This is a genomic window from Blastococcus sp. SYSU D00868, assembly GCF_054050575.1.
Window position 1 is genome coordinate 122,106 of the sequence record NZ_JBJGZO010000001.1, and the last position, 17,839, is coordinate 139,944.

13 protein-coding genes are annotated in these 17,839 nt (G+C 75.0%); 9 read left to right on the plus strand and 4 right to left on the minus strand.

Annotated features, from left to right (window positions below; genetic code table 11):
* Positions 1 to 53 precede the first annotated feature (53 nt).
* The 6 genes from ilvD to ilvC all read left to right on the plus strand — a co-directional run bounded on the left by ilvD (position 54) and on the right by ilvC (position 10,878).
* Entirely contained in the window at positions 54 to 1,757 is a 1,704-nt protein-coding gene (gene ilvD / locus ACI79F_RS00560) for a dihydroxy-acid dehydratase (RefSeq protein WP_456543741.1), read from the plus strand.
* A gap of 93 nt (positions 1,758 to 1,850) precedes the next feature.
* Positions 1,851 to 4,490, plus strand: a complete 2,640-nt coding sequence (locus tag ACI79F_RS00565; RefSeq protein ID WP_456543740.1) for a putative bifunctional diguanylate cyclase/phosphodiesterase — start codon at positions 1,851 to 1,853, stop codon at positions 4,488 to 4,490.
* Positions 4,487 to 7,213, plus strand: coding sequence for a putative bifunctional diguanylate cyclase/phosphodiesterase (locus ACI79F_RS00570; protein ID WP_456543739.1), 2,727 nt, complete (start codon positions 4,487 to 4,489; stop codon positions 7,211 to 7,213). The genes ACI79F_RS00565 and ACI79F_RS00570 overlap by 4 nt, the downstream gene beginning before the upstream one ends.
* Positions 7,214 to 7,399: 186 nt before the next feature.
* On the plus strand, positions 7,400 to 9,271 hold the full coding sequence (locus tag ACI79F_RS00575) for an acetolactate synthase large subunit (protein ID WP_456543738.1): 1,872 nt from the start codon (positions 7,400 to 7,402) through the stop codon (positions 9,269 to 9,271).
* A gap of 8 nt (positions 9,272 to 9,279) precedes the next feature.
* Positions 9,280 to 9,807, plus strand: coding sequence for an acetolactate synthase small subunit (ilvN, locus tag ACI79F_RS00580; protein WP_456543737.1), 528 nt, complete (start codon positions 9,280 to 9,282; stop codon positions 9,805 to 9,807).
* 42 nt (positions 9,808 to 9,849) lie between these two features.
* Complete coding sequence (gene ilvC / locus ACI79F_RS00585) at positions 9,850 to 10,878, plus strand: ketol-acid reductoisomerase (protein WP_456543736.1); 1,029 nt, start codon at positions 9,850 to 9,852, stop codon at positions 10,876 to 10,878.
* Positions 10,879 to 10,932: 54 nt separating this feature from the next.
* Here the strand turns inward: ilvC and ACI79F_RS00590 are convergent, their stop codons facing one another.
* Both ACI79F_RS00590 and ACI79F_RS00595 read right to left on the minus strand, forming a co-directional pair.
* Entirely contained in the window at positions 10,933 to 11,463 is a 531-nt protein-coding gene (locus ACI79F_RS00590; protein ID WP_456543735.1) for a hypothetical protein, read from the minus strand.
* Between the two features lie 96 nt (positions 11,464 to 11,559).
* On the minus strand, positions 11,560 to 12,423 hold the full coding sequence (locus ACI79F_RS00595; protein WP_456543734.1) for a hypothetical protein: 864 nt from the start codon (positions 12,421 to 12,423) through the stop codon (positions 11,560 to 11,562).
* 137 nt (positions 12,424 to 12,560) lie between these two features.
* Here ACI79F_RS00595 and serA point away from each other — a divergent pair, with 137 nt between their 5' ends.
* The 3 genes from serA (at position 12,561) to cimA (ending at position 17,046) form a co-directional block, all read left to right on the plus strand.
* A complete protein-coding gene (gene serA / locus ACI79F_RS00600; protein ID WP_456543733.1) occupies positions 12,561 to 14,165 on the plus strand; it encodes a phosphoglycerate dehydrogenase in 1,605 nt (534 codons plus the stop codon).
* A 38-nt stretch (positions 14,166 to 14,203) separates the two neighbouring features.
* Complete coding sequence (locus tag ACI79F_RS00605; RefSeq protein ID WP_456543732.1) at positions 14,204 to 15,226, plus strand: 3-isopropylmalate dehydrogenase; 1,023 nt, start codon at positions 14,204 to 14,206, stop codon at positions 15,224 to 15,226.
* Between the two features lie 206 nt (positions 15,227 to 15,432).
* Positions 15,433 to 17,046 (plus strand): citramalate synthase, encoded by a 1,614-nt coding sequence (cimA, locus tag ACI79F_RS00610; protein WP_456543731.1) that lies wholly within the window; start codon positions 15,433 to 15,435, stop codon positions 17,044 to 17,046.
* A 76-nt stretch (positions 17,047 to 17,122) separates the two neighbouring features.
* On the opposite strand, the gene ACI79F_RS00615 is transcribed toward cimA, so the two are convergent.
* Positions 17,123 to 17,452 carry a putative quinol monooxygenase gene (locus ACI79F_RS00615; RefSeq protein WP_456543730.1) on the minus strand — a complete coding sequence of 110 codons (330 nt, stop codon included), beginning with the start codon at positions 17,450 to 17,452 and terminating at the stop codon, positions 17,123 to 17,125.
* On the minus strand, positions 17,453 to 17,833 hold the full coding sequence (locus ACI79F_RS00620; RefSeq protein WP_456543729.1) for a VOC family protein: 381 nt from the start codon (positions 17,831 to 17,833) through the stop codon (positions 17,453 to 17,455).
* Positions 17,834 to 17,839 lie beyond the last annotated feature (6 nt).

Genomic DNA, 17,839 nt, shown 5'->3' on the forward strand with positions numbered 1-17,839 from the left:
CAGTATCAGCGCTGTCTCGGCAGGACCTGCCCGCGCGCCTACCCTCACGTGTCGTGACGACCGTCGAGGAACCCCGCACAGCCATCGCCGACATCAAGCCCCGCAGCCGCGAGGTGACCGACGGGATCACCAAGGCGCCCGCCCGCGCGATGCTGCGCGCGGTCGGCATGGGCGACGACGACTGGGAGAAGCCGCAGATCGGCGTCGCCTCGTCCTGGAACGAGATCACCCCGTGCAACCTCTCCCTGGACCGGCTGGCCAAGCGGGCCAAGGAGGGCGTGCACGCCGCCGGCGGCTACCCGCTGGAGTTCGGCACCATCTCCGTCTCCGACGGCATCTCGATGGGCCACGAGGGCATGCGCGCCTCGCTGGTCTCCCGCGAGGTCATCGCCGACTCGGTCGAGACGGTCATGTTCGCCGAGCGGCTCGACGGCTCGGTGCTGCTGGCCGGCTGCGACAAGTCGCTGCCCGGCATGCTCATGGCCGCCGCGCGCCTGGACCTCGCCGCGGTCTTCCTCTACTCCGGCTCCACGCTGCCCGGGAAGCTCGGCGACCGCGACCTGACGCTGATCGACGTCTTCGAGGGCGTGGGGGCCTGCGCGGCCGGGAAGATCAGCCGGGACGAGCTGACGGCGATCGAGAAGGCCGCCTGCCCCGGCATGGGCTCCTGCGGCGGCATGTACACCGCCAACACCATGGCCAGCGTCGCCGAGGCCCTGGGCATGAGCCTGCCCGGCAGCGCCGCCCCGCCGGCCCCCGACAGCCGCCGCGACGCGTTCGCCGTCGCCTCCGGCGAGGCCGTGGTCAACCTGCTGCGCAAGGGCATCACCGCCCGGCAGATCATGACCCGCGAGGCGTTCGAGAACGCGATCACCGTGGTCATGGCGCTCGGCGGCTCGACCAACGCCGTCCTGCACCTGCTGGCGATGGCGCACGAGGCCCAGGTCGAGCTGACCCTCGAGGACTTCAACCGGATCGGCGACCGGACGCCGCACCTGGCCGACGTGAAGCCCTTCGGCCGGTTCGTGATGACCGACATCGACCGGGTCGGCGGCGTGCCCGTCGTCCTGCGGGCGCTGCTGGACGCCGGCCTGCTGCACGGCGACGCGCTCACCGTGACCGGCAGGACCATGGCCGAGAACCTCGCCGAGATCGCCCCGCCGGACCTCGACGGCACGATCGTGCACGCGATGAGCAACCCGATCCACAAGACCGGCGGCCTGACCATCCTGCGCGGCTCGCTGTCCCCGGACGGCGCGGTGGTGAAGTCCGCCGGCTTCGACGCCGAGGTCTTCGAGGGCACCGCACGGGTCTTCGACGGCGAGCAGGGCGCCATGGACGCGGTCACCGAGGGCACGCTGAAGCCCGACGACGTCGTCGTCATCCGCTACGAGGGCCCCCGCGGCGGCCCCGGCATGCGCGAGATGCTCGCCGTCACCGGCGCGATCAAGGGCGCGGGCCTGGGCAAGGACGTGCTGCTGCTCACCGACGGCCGGTTCTCCGGCGGCACCACCGGCCTGTGCGTCGGGCACATCGCCCCGGAGGCCACCGACGGCGGGCCCATCGCCTTCGTCCGCGACGGCGACCGGATCCGGCTGGACCTCACCACCCGGACCCTCGACCTGCTGGTGGACGACGAGGAGCTGGCCCGCCGCAAGGAGGGCTGGCAGCCGCTGCCCCCGCGCTACACCACCGGCGTCCTGGGCAAGTACGCCAAGCTGGTCGGCTCCGCGGCCACCGGCGCCATCTGCGGCTGAGCGCGCCGCCCGGCCGGGCGGGCCGCCCCTCCAAGGGGTGAGCCCGCCCGTGCCGGGCTCCAGCCCGCCGCGCCCGCCGCCGAGGTCTGCGGTGTGGACAGCCAGAGGTGGGCCCTGCTCGGGGGCGCCGGCGTGGCCCTCCTGGGCTGCCTCCTCGCCGCGGCGGTACCCGGTCTCGGACCGGTCGGCGACGTGGCGGTGGCCCTCGCCGGCGTCGGCGCCGCCGCCTGGATCGCCCGCGTCGCCTGGCGCCACCAGCACGGCGCCCGCGGCTGGCGGCTGATGGTGGCGGCGACGCTGTTCCCCGTCGCCGCCTACAGCGCCTACCTCGCGGTCCGGCCCACCGGCGCGCTGGACACGGTCCTGCTGCGCTGGGTGCCGACCGTGCCCGGCTACGTGCTGGCCGTGGCCGGCCTGCTGACCCTCGTCCCGCGCGACCGGCTGCGCAGCGGTTCCCGCGCCGTGGTGGAGACGGCGCTGTTCGGCGCCGCCTGCCTGACCGGCATGCAGCTGCTCGTCTTCGGCCCGCAGGGCACCTGGGCGGCCACCCCGCTGCCCGGCCGGCTCGTCCTCACCGCCGCCGTGCTCGCCACCTCGGCGATGCTCGTGGCGGCGCTGGTGCTGCTGGCCGCCGTGGAGAGCCACCGCCAGCCCATGGCGCTGGTGCTGCTGGCCGCATCGATGTCCCTCACCGCCGGCCGGGGACTGGCCACGTCGGGCACGCTCAACGGCCTGGACGGCGCCGTCACGGTCAGCCGCTTCCTCGTCGTCGCCGGGCTGGCCCTGCTCGCCCTGGCGGCCACCACCGACCCCGGGCCGGCGACCGCCGGGACGCCCCCGCGCACCGCCCGGTCCCTGCGGCTCGGCTCCGTCCTGCCGCACCTGGCGATGCTCGTCGCCGTCCTCGGCGTGGGGGTCACCTGGCTGTGCGGCCTGCAGCCGTCGCCGGCGACCGTCGTCGGCGCCGTCGTCTGCGTCGCGCTCGCCGGCGTGCACCGCTGGGTCTCCGCCGCCGACGAGGCCCGGCAGAGCACCCGGATCCTGCGCAGCGAGGCCTATTTCCGCTCGCTGGTCCGGGCCAACGGCGACGCCGTGCTGATCCTGGACGGCGCGCTGCGCGTCACCTGGTCCTCGCCGAGCGTCGAGCGGCTGCTCGGCCCCGGCGCCGCGCTGACCGGCCGCGACCTGCTCACCGTCACCCACCCCGCCGACGTGCTGCCGGTCGCCCGCGCGCTGCGCCCCGGCGAGCCCGAGGTCGGCGCCGACGAGCTGGTGACCCTCCGGCTCCCGCACGCCGACGGCAGCTGGCGGCGCGTCGAGGCCGGCGTCTCCGACCTGCGCACCGACGCCGTCGTCGGCGGCATCGTCCTGCACTGCCGGGACACCACCGAGCGGCACGCCCGCGAGCGGGCGCTCGAGGACCTCGCCTTCACCGACCCCACCACCGGGCTGCCCAACCGGGCCGGCTGCGACCGGCTGATCGAGCAGCGGCTGGCCGCCGCGGCGGGGCCGGCCGGCGAGCCGGCCACGCTGCTGCTGGTCGAGGTCGACGGCCTGGCCGAGGTGCGCGAGGACGCCGGGCGCGACCTGGCCTCCTCCGTGCTGGTCGAGCTCGGCCGCCGGCTGCGGGCCACGGTCCGCGGCGACGAGCCCGTCGCCCGCCTGGGCGGCGACGCGTTCGCCGTCCTGGCCGCCGGGGACCCGCGCACCGGCGACCTGCTCGCCGACCGCTGCCTGTCGGCGGTCGAGCAGCCGATCACCACCGCCGCCGGCGTCTACGACCTCACCGCCGACATCGGCCTCGTCCCGCTCGAGGCCGGCACGCCGCTGGGCGAGGTCTGGACGCGGGCCGAGATCGCCGTCCGCGCCGCCCGCCGGGCCGGCCGCGGCAGCGCCCGCCGGTTCGAGCCCGCGCTGGGCGCGGCCGCCGAGCGGCGCGCGCGGCTGCGCGAGGACCTCCCCGGGGCCTGCGCCCGCGACGAGCTCACCGTGGCGTTCCAGCCGGTCGTGTCCCTGACGGAGCAGCGGATCGTCGGGGTGGAGGCGCTGCTGCGCTGGCGGCACCCGGAGCTCGGCGAGGTCCCGCCGCGGGAGTTCGTGCCGATCGCCGAGCGCGCCGGCGTGATCGGCGACCTGCAGCGGTGGGCGCTGGAGCACGCCGCGCGGGTCGCGGTCGGCCTGCCGGCCCTGCACGCGCCGCTGCGGCTGGGCGTCAACATCTCCGCCTCGCACGTGGCCGCCCGCACCCTGGTCGGCGACGTCGCCGCCGTCCTGCAGGCGACCGGGCTGGCCCCCGAACGCCTCATCCTGGAGATCACCGAGGCCACGCTGCTGGCCGACACCGACGACATCGCCGTCGACGTCGAGGCGCTGCGGCTCATGGGCGTGCACGTCGCCCTGGACGACTTCGGCTCCGGGCACTCCTCGCTCGCCCACCTCGGCGCCCTGCCCATCGACGTGCTCAAGCTCGACCGCGACTTCGTGGCCCGCGTCGACCGGCACCCGCGCAGCCGCGCGCTGGTCGAGTCCGTGGTGGCCATCGGCCGGGCGCTGGGCCTCGACGTGGTCGCCGAGGGCGTGGAGACCCCGGCCCAGCTCGGCGCGCTGCGGGCCCTGGGCTGCGGCTTCGCGCAGGGCTTCCTGCTGGCCCGCCCGCTGCGGCTGTCCGAGCTCACCCAGCTGCTGGAGACCGGCGCCGGCACGCTCTGGCCGGGCCTGGTCGGCTCCCGGTGACCGCCGCCCCCGCCCGCTCCCGGGGCACGGTGGCCCTCGGTGCGCTGCTGGCCCTGCTCGGGGCCGCCTGCGCCGTCCTGGAGCTCTCCGGTGCGCCGGCCGGCCCCCGGCTGGTGTCCGTCTGCCTCGCCGTCGCCTCGGCCGCGGGCTCGGCCCGGCTGTTCGTCCTCGGGGTGGGCCGGCCCGGCCGCTCGGGCCGGCCGTGGCGGGCGCTGGCCGTCGCGGCGGCGCTGCTCGCCGTGGGCCAGGTGCTGGCGGCCGTCCGGACCGGCGCCCCGGGGGCGGCCGGCGGACCGGAGGACCTGCCGATGCTGGCCGCGGTGCCCGTCGCGGTCCTCGGCGCGTTCTGGCTGCTGCCGCCGCGCGCCGGCCGCCGCGTCGGCTCCCGGGTCCTCGTCGACGGCGTGGTCGTCACCGTGTCGCTGGCGGTGCTCGGCGACGTCGTCCTCGGGAGCCTGTTCGGCTCCGGCGGCACCCCGGCGCAGCAGCTGATCTCCTTCGGCTACCCGCTCGTCGGCGCCGTGCTCTGCGGCATCGGCCTGGTCCCCGTGACCGCCGTGGCCGAGCCGCGGCGCGCGGCCGCCACCTGGCTGCTGGTGGCCTTCTCCGCGATGGCGCTCGTGGCCGTCGGGGGAGCGCTGGGCCGGACCACCGGCGCGGTGCTGCCCAACCTGCTCAGCGAGCTGGCGTGGATGGCCATGCTCGCCGCCGCGGTCCGCGGCGCGGCCGCCGACTCCGGCGAGCCCGCCGGTCCGCCGGCGCACCGCACCCTCCCGCTGCGCGGCGGGCTGGCCGCGCTGGCCACGGCCGGCGTCCTGCTCGCCGTCCTCACCGGCGGGGCGGCCCTCGGCCGCCCGCTGACCGCCGCCGAGGGCGCCGGCGGGCTGGTCGTGGTCGGCCTGATGTCGGTGCGCACCCTGCTGTGGGCGCTGGACGCCCACCGGCTCACCCGGCGGCTGCAGAACACCGAGCGCCGGTTCCGCGCGCTGGTGCACAGCGGCGACGCCGTCACCGTCGTCCTCGACGCCTCCGGCCGGGTCCGCTGGGCGTCGGGACCGGTGGCCGAGCAGCTCGGCTGGCACGCCGACGAGCTGGCCGGGCGCTCCCTGGGCGCGCTGCTGCACGTCTCGCACCGCAGCGCGCTGGCGCGGCTGGCCGCGGCCGTGGGCTCGGGGGCGGCCGTGGAGCTGCCGGTCACCGTGCGGCTGGGCGCCCGGTCCGGCGCGTGGCACGACGTCGAGGTGCTCGGCGCCGCCCCGGACCGCGACGCCGGCAGCCTGGTGCTGCACCTGCGCGACGTCACCGAGCGCAGCACCACCCAGCGCGAGCTCGAGCGGCTGGCCTACACCGACTTCCTCACCGGCCTGCCCAACCGGGCCCGGCTCATGGCGGCGCTCGAGGCCGCGGTCGCCCGCACCGCGGCCGGCTCCCGCGCCTGCCTGCTGCTGCTGGACCTCGACGGCTTCAAGTCGGTCAACGACGTGGCCGGGCACGACGCCGGCGACGCGCTGCTGCAGGAGGTGGCCGGCCACCTCTCCGGCGCCGCCCGGGACGGCGACCTGGTCGCCCGTCTCGGCGGGGACGAGTTCGCCCTCGTCGTCGACTCCGGCCCCGACGAGGCGCTGGCGCTGGCCGAGCGGCTGGTCGCGGTCCTGGACCGCACCCACCGCTTCCCGGCCGGGCCGTCCGGCCCCGGCGGCGGGCCGGCCGACGGGCCCCCGCTGCACGTCTCCGCCAGCATCGGCGTCGCCGAGATCGGCCGGCACGGGGACGCCTCGGCCACCATGCGCCACGCCGACCTGGCGCTGCGGACGGCGAAGGCGAACGGCAAGAACGGCGTGCGCGCCTGCGGCCAGGCGATCGTCGAGGAGACCGGCCGGCGCAGCCGGCTCGCCCGCGACCTTCCGCTGGCCCTCGAGCGCGAGGAGCTGCGGGTCGTCTACCAGCCCGTCGTCGGCGTCGCCGAGCGCCGCGTCCTGGGCCTGGAGGCGCTGGTCCGCTGGGACCACCCCGAGCTCGGGCCGGTCTCGCCGGAGGAGTTCGTCGCCCTCGCCGAGGAGGACGGCCTCATCGTGCCGCTGCAGCGCTGGGTGATCCGGACGGCGACGGCCGACCACGCCCGGCTGGTGGCCGGCGGCCGCGACCTGCGGCTGGGCGTGAACGTGTCCGCGCTGCACGTCCAGGCCCGCTGCCTGGTCGAGGACGTGACGGTGGCGCTCGAGCGCGCCGGGCTGCCCGCCGACCGGCTGATGATCGAGCTCACCGAGTCGGTGTTCACCGACGACGCCGACCTGCTGCGCAGCACCCTGGCCGAGCTGTCCGACCTCGGCTGCGTCATCTCCCTGGACGACTTCGGCCGGGGCGCGTCCTCGCTCACCCAGCTCGCCGGCCTGCCGGTCGACGTGCTGAAGATGGACCGCGGCTTCGTCACCGGCATCGACACCGACCCGCGCCGCGCCGCGCTGGTGGCCGGCGTGGTCGACCTCGGCCGCACCCTGGGCCTGGACATCGTCGCCGAGGGCGTGGAGACCCCGGCGCAGCTCGGCGAGCTCGCCGCGCTGGGCTGCCGGTTCCTGCAGGGCTTCCTGCTCGGCCGGCCGGTGGACGCCGGCGCGGTGGCCGCCCTGGTCGACGGGTTCGACCCGGCGGCGTTGGGCCGGCCGGACCCGGACGTGTCCCACGACACGCACGACACCGTCCACCTGGCGGGACAGCTCGGTTGACGAGCAGGGCGGCGGAGGCGCACAGTGGGCGCGTGCGAACCGCCTGCCCGCAGCTCGTAGTCGCCTAGCGCGTCGGTCCTCGACCGACGCGCTCACCCCTCCGTGCCCGCGGCACGAGGGGTTTTTTTGCGCCCCGAGCAGGCGGCGCGCCATCGCCCTCACCCAGGCCGCCAGGAGATCGCCGACATGAGCAGCACCACCCCGAGCGAGCAGCCGACCCGTGACGCCGCCGCAGCCCTGGCCGGCGTGGAGACCGGCGCGCGCTCGGTCACCGAGGCAGCCCACGCCCCGCTCCAGGGCATCACCGGCGCGCAGAGCCTGGTGCGGTCCCTCGAGGCGGTCGGCGTCGAGGTGGCGTTCGGCATCCCCGGCGGGGCGATCCTGCCGCTCTACGACCCGCTGTTCGACTCCCGCATCCGCCACGTGCTGGTCCGCCACGAACAGGGCGCCGGGCACGCGGCCACCGGCTACGCGCAGGCGACCGGGCGGGTCGGGGTGTGCATGGCGACGTCCGGGCCCGGCGCCACCAACCTGGTCACCCCGCTGGCCGACGCCTACATGGACTCGGTCCCGGTCGTGGCGATCACCGGCCAGGTGCCCAGCGGCGCCATCGGGACCGACGCCTTCCAGGAGGCCGACATCCGCGGCATCACGATGCCGGTCACCAAGCACAACTTCCTGGTCACCTCGGCCGACGAGATCCCGCAGCGGATCGCCGAGGCCTTCCACCTGGCCTCGACCGGGCGGCCGGGGCCGGTGCTGGTCGACGTCCCCAAGGACGTCCTGCAGGCGACCACCGACTTCTCCTGGCCGCCGCGGCTGGACCTGCCCGGCTACAAGCCGACCACCCGCCCGCACGGCAAGCAGGTCCGCGAGGCCGCCGCGCTCATCGCCGCGGCCCGCCGGCCGGTGCTCTACGTCGGCGGCGGCGTCATCAAGGCCGGCGCGACCGAGGAGCTGGCCGAGCTGGCCCACCTCACCGGCGCGCCGGTGGTCACCACCCTGATGGCCCGCGGCGCCTTCCCCGACAGTGACCGCCAGCACCTGGGCATGCCCGGCATGCACGGCACCGTCGCGGCGGTCACCTCGCTGCAGAAGGCCGACCTGATCGTGGCCCTGGGCGCCCGCTTCGACGACCGGGTCACCGGCAACCTCGCCTCCTTCGCCCCCGAGGCCAAGGTGGTCCACGCCGACATCGACCCGGCCGAGATCGGCAAGAACCGCCGGGCCGACGTGCCGATCGTCGGGGACGCGAAGGCGACGATCGAGGAGCTCGTGGCCGCCGTCCGCGCCGAGCACGAGGCCGGCCACACGCCCGACCTGGACGCCTGGTGGGCGCAGCTGGACGACTGGCGCACCCGCTACCCGCTCGGCTACGACTGGCCCGAGGACGGCTCGCTGTCCCCGCAGTACGTCATCGAGCGGCTGGGCGCCATCGCCGGGCCGGACGCGATCTACACCTCCGGCGTCGGCCAGCACCAGATGTGGGCCGCGCAGTTCATCCGGTACGAGAAGCCCGGCACCTGGCTCAACAGCGGCGGCCTCGGCACGATGGGCTACGCCGTCCCCGCGGCGATGGGCGCCAAGTACGGCCGCCCGGAGACGACGGTGTGGGCGATCGACGGCGACGGCTGCTTCCAGATGACCAACCAGGAGCTGGCCACCTGCGCCATCGAGGGCATCCCGGTCAAGGTCGCCGTCATCAACAACGGCAACCTCGGCATGGTCCGGCAGTGGCAGACGCTGTTCTACGAGGGCCGCTACTCCAACACCAAGCTGCACCCGGTGGCCGAGGACGGGTCCCGCAAGCCGGTCCGCATCCCCGACTTCGTCGCGCTCGCCGAGGCGCTGGGCTGCGTGGGGCTGCGCTGCGAGTCCAAGGACGACGTCGACGCCGTCATCGAGAAGGCCATGGCCATCACCGACGCGCCCGTGGTCATCGACTTCGTCGTCGGCGCCGACGCCCAGGTGTGGCCGATGGTCGCCGCCGGCGCCAGCAACGACGACATCCTGGCCGCGCGCGACCTGCGCCCGGTCTTCGGCGACGACCAGGTCTGAGGAGAGTCATGACCCGCCACACCCTGTCGGTCCTCGTCGAGAACAAGTCCGGCGTCCTGGCCCGCGTCTCCGCGCTGTTCAGCCGGCGCGGCTTCAACATCGAGTCGCTGGCCGTCGGGCCGACCGAGAACCCGGACCTGTCCCGCATGACGATCGTGGTCGACGCCGAGTCCGCGCCGCTGGAGCAGATCACCAAGCAGCTGAACAAGCTGATCGAGGTCATCAAGATCGTGGAGCTGGAGGGCGGCGCCGCCGTCCAGCGCGAGCTGCTCCTGGTCAAGGTCCGCGCGCCGATGGCCGACCGCACCCAGGTGCTGCAGACCGCGGACCTCTTCCGGGCCCGCGTGATCGACGTCAACACCGACACCGTCACCCTCGAGGCGACCGGCACGCCGGACAAGCTGCAGGCGCTGCTCGCCGTCCTCACCCCGCTGGGGATCAAGGAGATGGCCCAGTCGGGCACCGTCGCCCTGGGCCGGGGTCCGCGGTCGATGTCGGGCGCCGGTACCTTGCGCCCGGTCGACCGCACCGCCTGATCCGCTCCACCGAGTACCGCAACCCGAAGGGAACCGCACCGCATGGCCGCCGAGATCTTCTACGACGACGACGCCGACCTGTCGATCATCCAGGGGCGCACCGTCGCCGTCCTCGGGTACGGCAGCCAGGGTCACGCCCACGCGCTGTCGCTGCGCGACTCCGGGGTCGACGTGCGCGTCGGCCTGCCCGAGGGCAGCAAGAGCCGGGCCAAGGCCGAGGCCGAGGGCCTGCGGGTGGTCACGCCGGCCGAGGCGGCCGCCGAGGCCGACCTGATCATGATCCTCGCGCCCGACCACGTGCAGCGGCACCTCTACACGGAGTCGGTCGAGCCGAACCTGCAGGACGGCGACGCGCTGTTCTTCGGCCACGGCTTCAACATCCGGTTCGGCTACATCAAGCCCCCGGCCGGCGTCGACGTCGCGATGGTCGCCCCCAAGGGTCCCGGCCACCTGGTGCGCCGCGAGTTCACCGACGGCAAGGGCGTGCCCTGCCTGGTCGCCGTCGAGCAGGACGCCAGCGGCAACGCGCTGCAGCTGGCGCTGTCCTACGCCAAGGGCATCGGCGGCACCCGCGCCGGCGTCATCAAGACGACGTTCGCCGAGGAGACCGAGACCGACCTGTTCGGCGAGCAGGCCGTGCTCTGCGGTGGCGCGAGCGCGCTGATCACCGCCGGGTTCGAGACCCTGACCGAGGCCGGCTACCAGCCCGAGGTCGCCTACTTCGAGTGCCTGCACGAGCTGAAGCTGATCGTCGACCTCATGTACGAGGGCGGCATCGCCAAGCAGCGCTGGTCGGTGTCGGACACCGCCGAGTACGGCGACTACACCTCCGGCCCGAAGGTCATCGACGCCCGCGTGAAGGAGTCGATGGGCGAGGTCCTGGCCGCGATCAAGGACGGCTCCTGGGCCGCCGCCTTCATCGCCGACCAGGACGCCGGCGCGCCGGACTTCCAGCGCCGCCGCGCCGAGGCCGAGGCGCACCCGATCGAGGAGACCGGGCGCAAGCTCCGCGGCCTGATGAGCTGGGTGTCGGCGTCCGACGACTACACCGGCACGGCCGCCCGCAACTGAGGCGGACGCGACGAGGCCCCCGCTGCTCCGCGCAGCGGGGGCCTCGTCACGTCGTCAGTAGGACTGGCCGCGCGCGGCGTAGTACTGCTTGACCGGCTGCTGGAACAGCAGCCCGATGATCACGCCGGGGATGACGAACCCGAGCACCGACGAGGCGGCCGAGCCGCCGTCCTGGATAAGCGACGCGACGAGCGAGAGCACGGCCAGGCCGATCGCGACGTAGCTGATCAGCAGCAGCAGGCGCGGGGACCGGCCCTGCAGCACCTGGATGCCCGCCCACAGCAGCAGCGCGGAGAACGCCAGCGAGACCAGGGCGATGAGGCCGACGAACGCCGCGCCGAGCCCGAAGGCCGCGAGCATCACCAGCAGGCCGAAGAGGGTGCCGAGGCCGCCCCACACGATGCCGATGATCGCCGCGGCGGTCGCCATGCCGGGGCGCTGACCGGCCGGGCCGCCGTAGCCGCCGTACCCCTGAGGGGGGCCGTATCCGGGCTGCGGCGCGCCGTACCCCGGCTGGGGTGCGCCGTAGCCCGGCTGGCCCTGGGGGGCGCCGTACGGCGGGGAGTTCGGGTCGGGGCTGGACATGGAAGGGCTTCCTCCTGGTACGCGGGGGCCCCCGGCTGCCCGGGGTCAGCGGCGCAGCCTAGGGGGCGGAGGCCGCCGGCGGGGTGCTCCGTCGCGTCAGCGGGGGCGGCGGGCGCGCTCGCTCGCGAACCAGGCGCCGGCCTGCCGGTTCGACAGCAGCACCACGATGAGGATCGAGACGACGAGCCCGATCAGGCCGAGGACGAGCCCGCCGGCCCCCTCGTCCTGCGCGGAGCCGATGCCCCCGACGAACATCAGCCCGGTGGCCGCGATGGCGATCGACCCGGCCACGATCAGCATCACCCGGCTGCGGCCGGTCAGCGCCCACACCGAGCCCCAGATGGTGACGACGGTCCAGGCCAGGGCGAGGACGCCGAGGAAGACCAGCACCCCCGCGGCGGTGCCCACCGCGTCGCCGAGGCCGGGCAGCGCGTCCTCCGCCTCGTCGGTGTTGCCACCGAGGAACGCCCCGCCGGCGAACAGGCTGATCGTGACCAGGACGCCGAGCGCGCCCCAGATGAAGCCGAGGACCGCGGCGGTGACCACGCCGCCGGGCCGGGTGGACCCGGCGCCGTACTGCCCGTACGTGCCGTAGGGGGACGCGGCGTACCCCTGCCCGTAGGAGGAGGCGGCGTACTGCCCGTACGGCTGGGCGCCGGCGGGCTGCTGGCCGTGTCCCTGCTGCTGGCCGTACTCCGGCTGCCCGTACCCCTGCTGGCCGTACTCCGGCTGCCCGTACCCCTGCTGCTGGCCGTACGGGGGCTGCCCGTACTGCTGCTCGCCGTACGGCTGCTCGCCGTACCCGGGCTGCCCGTACAGCGGCTGACCGTACCCGGGCTGGCCGTACTGCGGCCGGCCCTGGGGGGACTGGCCCTGGGGGGACTGGCCCTGGGGGGACTGGCCCTGGGGGGACTGGCCCTCGGGCCCGTCGGCCGGCCGGTCCTCGCCGTGCGTGCTCATCGGTCCTCCGTTCGGCGCCGGCCGCGCCGACGATCGGTCGCCAGGATCTCCCCGCCGGGTGGCGCGGGCAACCACCGCCCGGCGATCTCGCCCGACGGCGGCGAGCAGGGGCCGGATGCGACCTAGGCTCTGACCCCGTGACCGCCTCGTCCCCCGGGACCGCGCCCGTCGTCCTCATCGCCGAGGAGCTCGCCCCCAGCGTGCTGGAGGTCCTCGGCGGGGACGTCGAGGTCCGCCACGTCGACGGCGCCGACCGGGCGGCCCTGCTGCCGGCCCTCGCCGACGCCTCGGCGGTGCTCATCCGCAGCGCCACCCGGATCGACGCCGAGGCGCTGGACGCCGCGCCGCGGCTGCAGGTGGTCGCCCGCGCCGGGGTCGGCCTGGACAACGTGGACGTCGCCGCGGCCACCGCGCGCGGCGTCCTGGTGGTCAACGCGCCGACGTCCAACATCGTCAGCGCCGCCGAGCACGCCGTCGCGCTGCTGCTGGCGGCCGCCCGGCAGCTCCCGGCCGCCGACGCCTCCCTGCGCGCGGGCGCCTGGGAGCGATCGGCGTTCATGGGCGTCGAGGTCGCCGGCAAGACCGTCGGGGTGATCGGGCTGGGCCGCATCGGCGTCCTCGTGGCCCAGCGGCTGGCCGCCTTCGGGACGACGCTCATCGCCCACGACCCCTACATCCAGCCCGGCCGCGCGGCCGCGCTCGGCGTCCGGCTCGTCTCGCTGGAGGAACTGCTCCGGGAGTCGGACTTCATCACCGTCCACCTGCCCAGGACCCCCGAGACGGTCGGGCTGATCGGCGCGGCCGAGCTGGCCACCACCAAGCGCGGCGTCGTCCTGGTCAACGCCGCGCGCGGCGGGCTCGTCGACGAGGCGGCCCTCGCCGACGCCCTCAAGTCGGGCCAGGTGGGCGCGGCGGGCATCGACGTGTTCGCCCGGGAGCCCACCACCGACAGCCCGCTGTTCGAGCTGCGGAACACCGTCGTCACCCCGCACCTGGGCGCCTCCACCACCGAGGCGCAGGACAAGGCCGGGGCGGCCGTGGCCCACTCGGTGCGGCTGGCGCTGCAGGGCGAGTTCGTGCCCGACGCGGTCAACGTGCAGGCCGGCGGGGTCGTCGCCGAGGACGTGCGGCCCGGGCTGCCGCTGGCCGAGCGGCTGGGCACCGTGTTCACCGCGGTCGCCGGCGGGCTGGCGCAGTCGGTCACCGTGGACGTGCGCGGCAAGCTGGCCGAGTACGACGTGTCGGTCGTGCAGCTCGCCGTCCTCAAGGGCGTCTTCGCCGACGTCGTCGAGGACCAGGTCACCTACGTCAACGCCCCGCTGCTCGCCGAGCAGCGCGGGCTCGCGGTGGCCCTGACCAGCGACGTCGAGAGCCCGGACTTCCGCAACCTGGTCCGGGTCTGCGGCGCGATGGCCGACGGCACCGAGGTCACGGTCTCCGGCACGCTGTTCGGCAAGAACCAGCTGCCCAAGCTGACCGAGATCGACGGCTTCGACATCGACCTGGACCTGTCGGGCCACCTGCTGTTCTTCGTCTACACCGACCGGCCCGGCGTGGTGGGCACCGTCGGCGCCGCGCTCGGGGCGGCCGGCATCAACATCGCCGGCGCCCAGGTCAGCCGGACCACCCGGGGCGGCGAGGCCCTCATGGTCGTCACCGTCGACAGCCCGGTGCCGGCCGACCTGCTCGCCGACATCGCCGCCTCCATCGGCGCCCGGCAGGTGCGCGCCGCGGACGTGTGACGCAGGACGCAGCGGTGGCCCGGCTAGGGTCGGGCCCCATGCGCCTGGCAGTCATCGCGGGAGACGGCATCGGCCCCGAGGTCGTGGCCGAGGGGTTGAAGGTCCTCGGGGAGGTCGTCCCCGACGTCGAGACCACCCCCTACGACCTGGGGGCGGCGCGCTGGCAGCGCACCGGCGAGCTGCTGCCCGACAGCGTGCTCGACGAGCTGCGCCAGCACGACGCGATCCTGCTCGGCGCCATCGGCGACCCGGGTGTGCCGCCGGGGATCCTCGAGCGCGGGCTGCTGCTGCGGCTGCGCTTCGAGCTCGACCACCACGTCAACCTGCGCCCGGCCCGGCTGTTCGACGGCGTGCGCAGCCCGCTGGCCGCGCCCGGCGAGATCGACATGCTGTGCGTCCGCGAGGGCACCGAGGGCCCCTACGTCGGCAACGGCGGCGTGCTGCGCAAGGACACCCCGCAGGAGATCGCGACCGAGGTCAGCCTCAACACCGCCTTCGGTGTCGAGCGCGTCGTCCGGTACGCCTTCGAGCGGGCCGTCGCCCGGCCCCGCAAGCACCTGACGCTGATCCACAAGACCAACGTGCTGACCCACGCCGGCTCGCTGTGGTCGCGCACGGTCGAGGAGGTCTCGGCCGAGTTCCCCGAGGTCACCGTCGCCTACCAGCACGTGGACGCCGCGACGATGTTCTTCGTGACCGACCCCGGCCGGTTCGACGTCATCGTCACCGACAACCTCTTCGGCGACATCGTCACCGACCTGGCCGCCGCCGTGACCGGGGGCATCGGGCTGGCCGCCAGCGGCAACCTCGACGCCTCGGGCACCAACCCGAGCATGTTCGAGCCGGTGCACGGCTCCGCGCCCGACATCGCCGGCAAGGGGATCGCCGACCCGACCGCCACCGTCCTGTCGGTCGGGCTGCTCCTGGAGCACCTCGGCCGCGCCGACCAGGCGAAGAAGGTCAACGCGGCGGTCGCCTTCGACCTGTCGACCCGCGACCCGCAGGCGCAGATCCGCACGCAGGAGGTCGGCGACCGCCTGGCGGCGCTCGCCTCCGGCTGACGCTCCCGGCGCCGACAGCCCGGCGGCCCCGGCGCCCGCGGCCCTCCGGGGAGGCGGGCGCCGTGTGCTTTACTCGGCGGCGATGTACCGCACCGGCACGATCGTCATTCGCTAGCGCGCAGTCCGTTCCCCGACTGCGCGCAGACCTCCCGTACCCGGGGGGTCTTTTTCGTGTCCGGGCCGAATCCACCCCCGCAGGAGATCCGATGTCCACCGATCTCGACTTCCACGTCTTCGACACCACCCTGCGCGACGGGGCGCAGCGCGAGGGCGTGAGCTACTCGGTCGCCGACAAGCTCGCCGTCGCGCGGCTGCTCGACGAGATCGGCGTCGGCTACATCGAGGGCGGCTGGCCCGGGGCGCTGCCCAAGGACACCGAGTTCTTCGCCCGCGCCCGCACCGAGCTGGAGCTGCGGCACGCGGTGCTGGTCGCCTTCGGCAGCACCCGCAAGGCCGGCGTCCGGGTGGAGGACGACCCGCAGGTCGCCGCGCTGCTGGCCGCCGAGACGCCGGTGGTGTGCCTGGTCGCCAAGTCCGACGTCCGGCACGTCCGCGAGGCGCTGCGGACGACGCTGGAGGAGAACCTGGCGATGGTCGCCGACACCGTCGCCCACCTGGTGGCGCACGGCCGGCGGGTGTTCGTCGACTGCGAGCACTTCTTCGACGGGTACGCCGCCGACCCCGACTACGGGGTGCGGGTGCTGGAGTCGGCGTTCGCCGCCGGCGCGGAGGTCGGCGTCCTGTGCGACACCAACGGCGGGATGCTGCCGATGACCGTCGGCCGGGTGGTGGCCGACGTCCGGTCCCGCACCACCGGCACGCTCGGCATCCACTGCCAGAACGACACCGGCTGCGCGGTCGCCAACACCCTCGCCGCCGTGGAGGCCGGCGTCACCCACGTGCAGGGCACCGCCAACGGCTACGGGGAGCGCGCCGGCAACGCCGACACCTTCCAGCTGATCGCCAACCTGGTCACGAAGCTGGGCCTGCCCGTCGTCCCGGCGCAGTGCCTGCCGGAGCTGCAGCGGGTCAGCCACGCGATCGCGGAGCTGGCCAACATCGCCCCCGACGACCACCAGCCCTTCGTCGGGGCGTCGGCGTTCGCGCACAAGGCCGGGCTGCACGCCAGCGCGATCAAGGTCAGCCCCGAGCTGTACAACCACCTGGACCCCGCGGTCGTCGGCAACGACATGCGCATCCTGGTCACCGAGATGGCCGGCCGGGCCTCGGTCGAGCTCAAGGGCCGCGAGCTCGGCGTCGACCTGGCCGGGCACGGCGACGCCATCGGCCGGGTCGTCGACCAGGTGAAGGTGCTGGAGGCCGACGGCTGGTCCTTCGAGGCCGCCGACGCCAGCTTCGAGCTGCTGCTGCGCGCCCAGCTGCCCGACGCCCCGCCGCCGCTGTTCGAGCTGGAGAGCTACCGCGCCACCGTCGAGCACTGGGGCAACGGACTGGTGGTCGGCGAGGCGACGGTCAAGGTGCACGTGCCCAACGCCGACGGGACGACGGAGCGGATCATCTCCACCGCCGAGGGCAACGGCCCGGTCAACGCCCTGGACCGCGCGCTGCGGCAGGCGCTGGTCGGCCGCTACCCGCAGCTGGCCGGGGTGGAGCTGGCCGACTACAAGGTCCGCATCCTCGGCTGGAAGGGCGGCACCAGCGCCCGCACGCGCGTGCTGATCGACACCACCGACGGCACGGGGGAGTGGACCACCGTCGGCGTGCACGACAACGTCGTCGAGGCCAGCTGGCACGCGCTGGTCGACGCCCTCACCTACGCCGTCCGCCACCGCGGCCCGCGCCAGGATCAGCTCACCTGATCATCGAGCGTCCTCCCGCACGTCACACGGTGAGGGAGGACGCTCCACGATCAGGGAGGCTGATCTTGGCCGGCGCTCAGCCGCGGGGCTGGATCTCGCCCATCGGGCCGAAGCCGCTGACCTCGGGGGCGTCGATGTAGATGATCTGCGGCTGCGCGCTGACCAGGTCGGGGGCCACGTCGACGAAGCGCTTGAAGTGGTCGGTGCCGACGTGGGCGCCGCCCGCGTCGGCGTCCGTGAAGCCCTCGATGCAGACGAAGGTGTCCGGGTCGTCGAGGCTGCGCGACCACTCGAAGAAGACGCTGCCCTCCTCGGCGTTCACGGCGGCCGCGTAGTCGCGGGCGAGGGCCGTCCACTCCTCGGTGCGCTCGGGGCGGACGGGGAACTTCACGACGATGACGATCACTCAGATCTCCTCCAGTCTCTTGCGGAGCAGGCAGAACGGGTTGCCCTCGGGGTCGGCCAGCACGTGCCAGCTCTCGTCGCCGGTCTGCCCGACGTCGGCCGGGACGGCGCCGAGGGCCAGCAGACGCTGCAGCTCGGCCTCCTGGTCGCGGTCGGTCGGGTTGACGTCCAGGTGCAGGCGCGGCTTGGCCGGGGCCGGGTCGGCCACCGGCGCGAACACCAGCGTCGGCGCCGGACCGCCGAAGCCGGCCTCCGGGCCGATCTCGACCGCGCCGTCGTCGTCGCGGGACAGGACGCGGTAGCCGAGCACCTGCGCCCACCAGGCCGCGAGGGCCTCGGGGTCGCGCGAGTCGACGACGATCTCGGACAGGCGGCAGGCCACACCGGA

What these genes read in the sequence shown, in the direction of transcription:
- ilvC (WP_456543736.1), top strand. Translation starts at nt 9,850, where the DNA reads ATGGCCGCCGAGATCTTCTACGACGACGACGCCGACCTGTCGATCATC.
- ACI79F_RS00575 (WP_456543738.1), top strand. Translation starts at nt 7,400, where the DNA reads ATGAGCAGCACCACCCCGAGCGAGCAGCCGACCCGTGACGCCGCCGCA.
- ACI79F_RS00595 (WP_456543734.1), bottom strand. Translation starts at nt 12,423, where the DNA reads ATGAGCACGCACGGCGAGGACCGGCCGGCCGACGGGCCCGAGGGCCAG.
- ilvN (WP_456543737.1), top strand. Translation starts at nt 9,280, where the DNA reads ATGACCCGCCACACCCTGTCGGTCCTCGTCGAGAACAAGTCCGGCGTC.
- cimA (WP_456543731.1), top strand. Translation starts at nt 15,433, where the DNA reads ATGTCCACCGATCTCGACTTCCACGTCTTCGACACCACCCTGCGCGAC.
- ACI79F_RS00590 (WP_456543735.1), bottom strand. Translation starts at nt 11,463, where the DNA reads ATGTCCAGCCCCGACCCGAACTCCCCGCCGTACGGCGCCCCCCAGGGC.
- ACI79F_RS00605 (WP_456543732.1), top strand. Translation starts at nt 14,204, where the DNA reads ATGCGCCTGGCAGTCATCGCGGGAGACGGCATCGGCCCCGAGGTCGTG.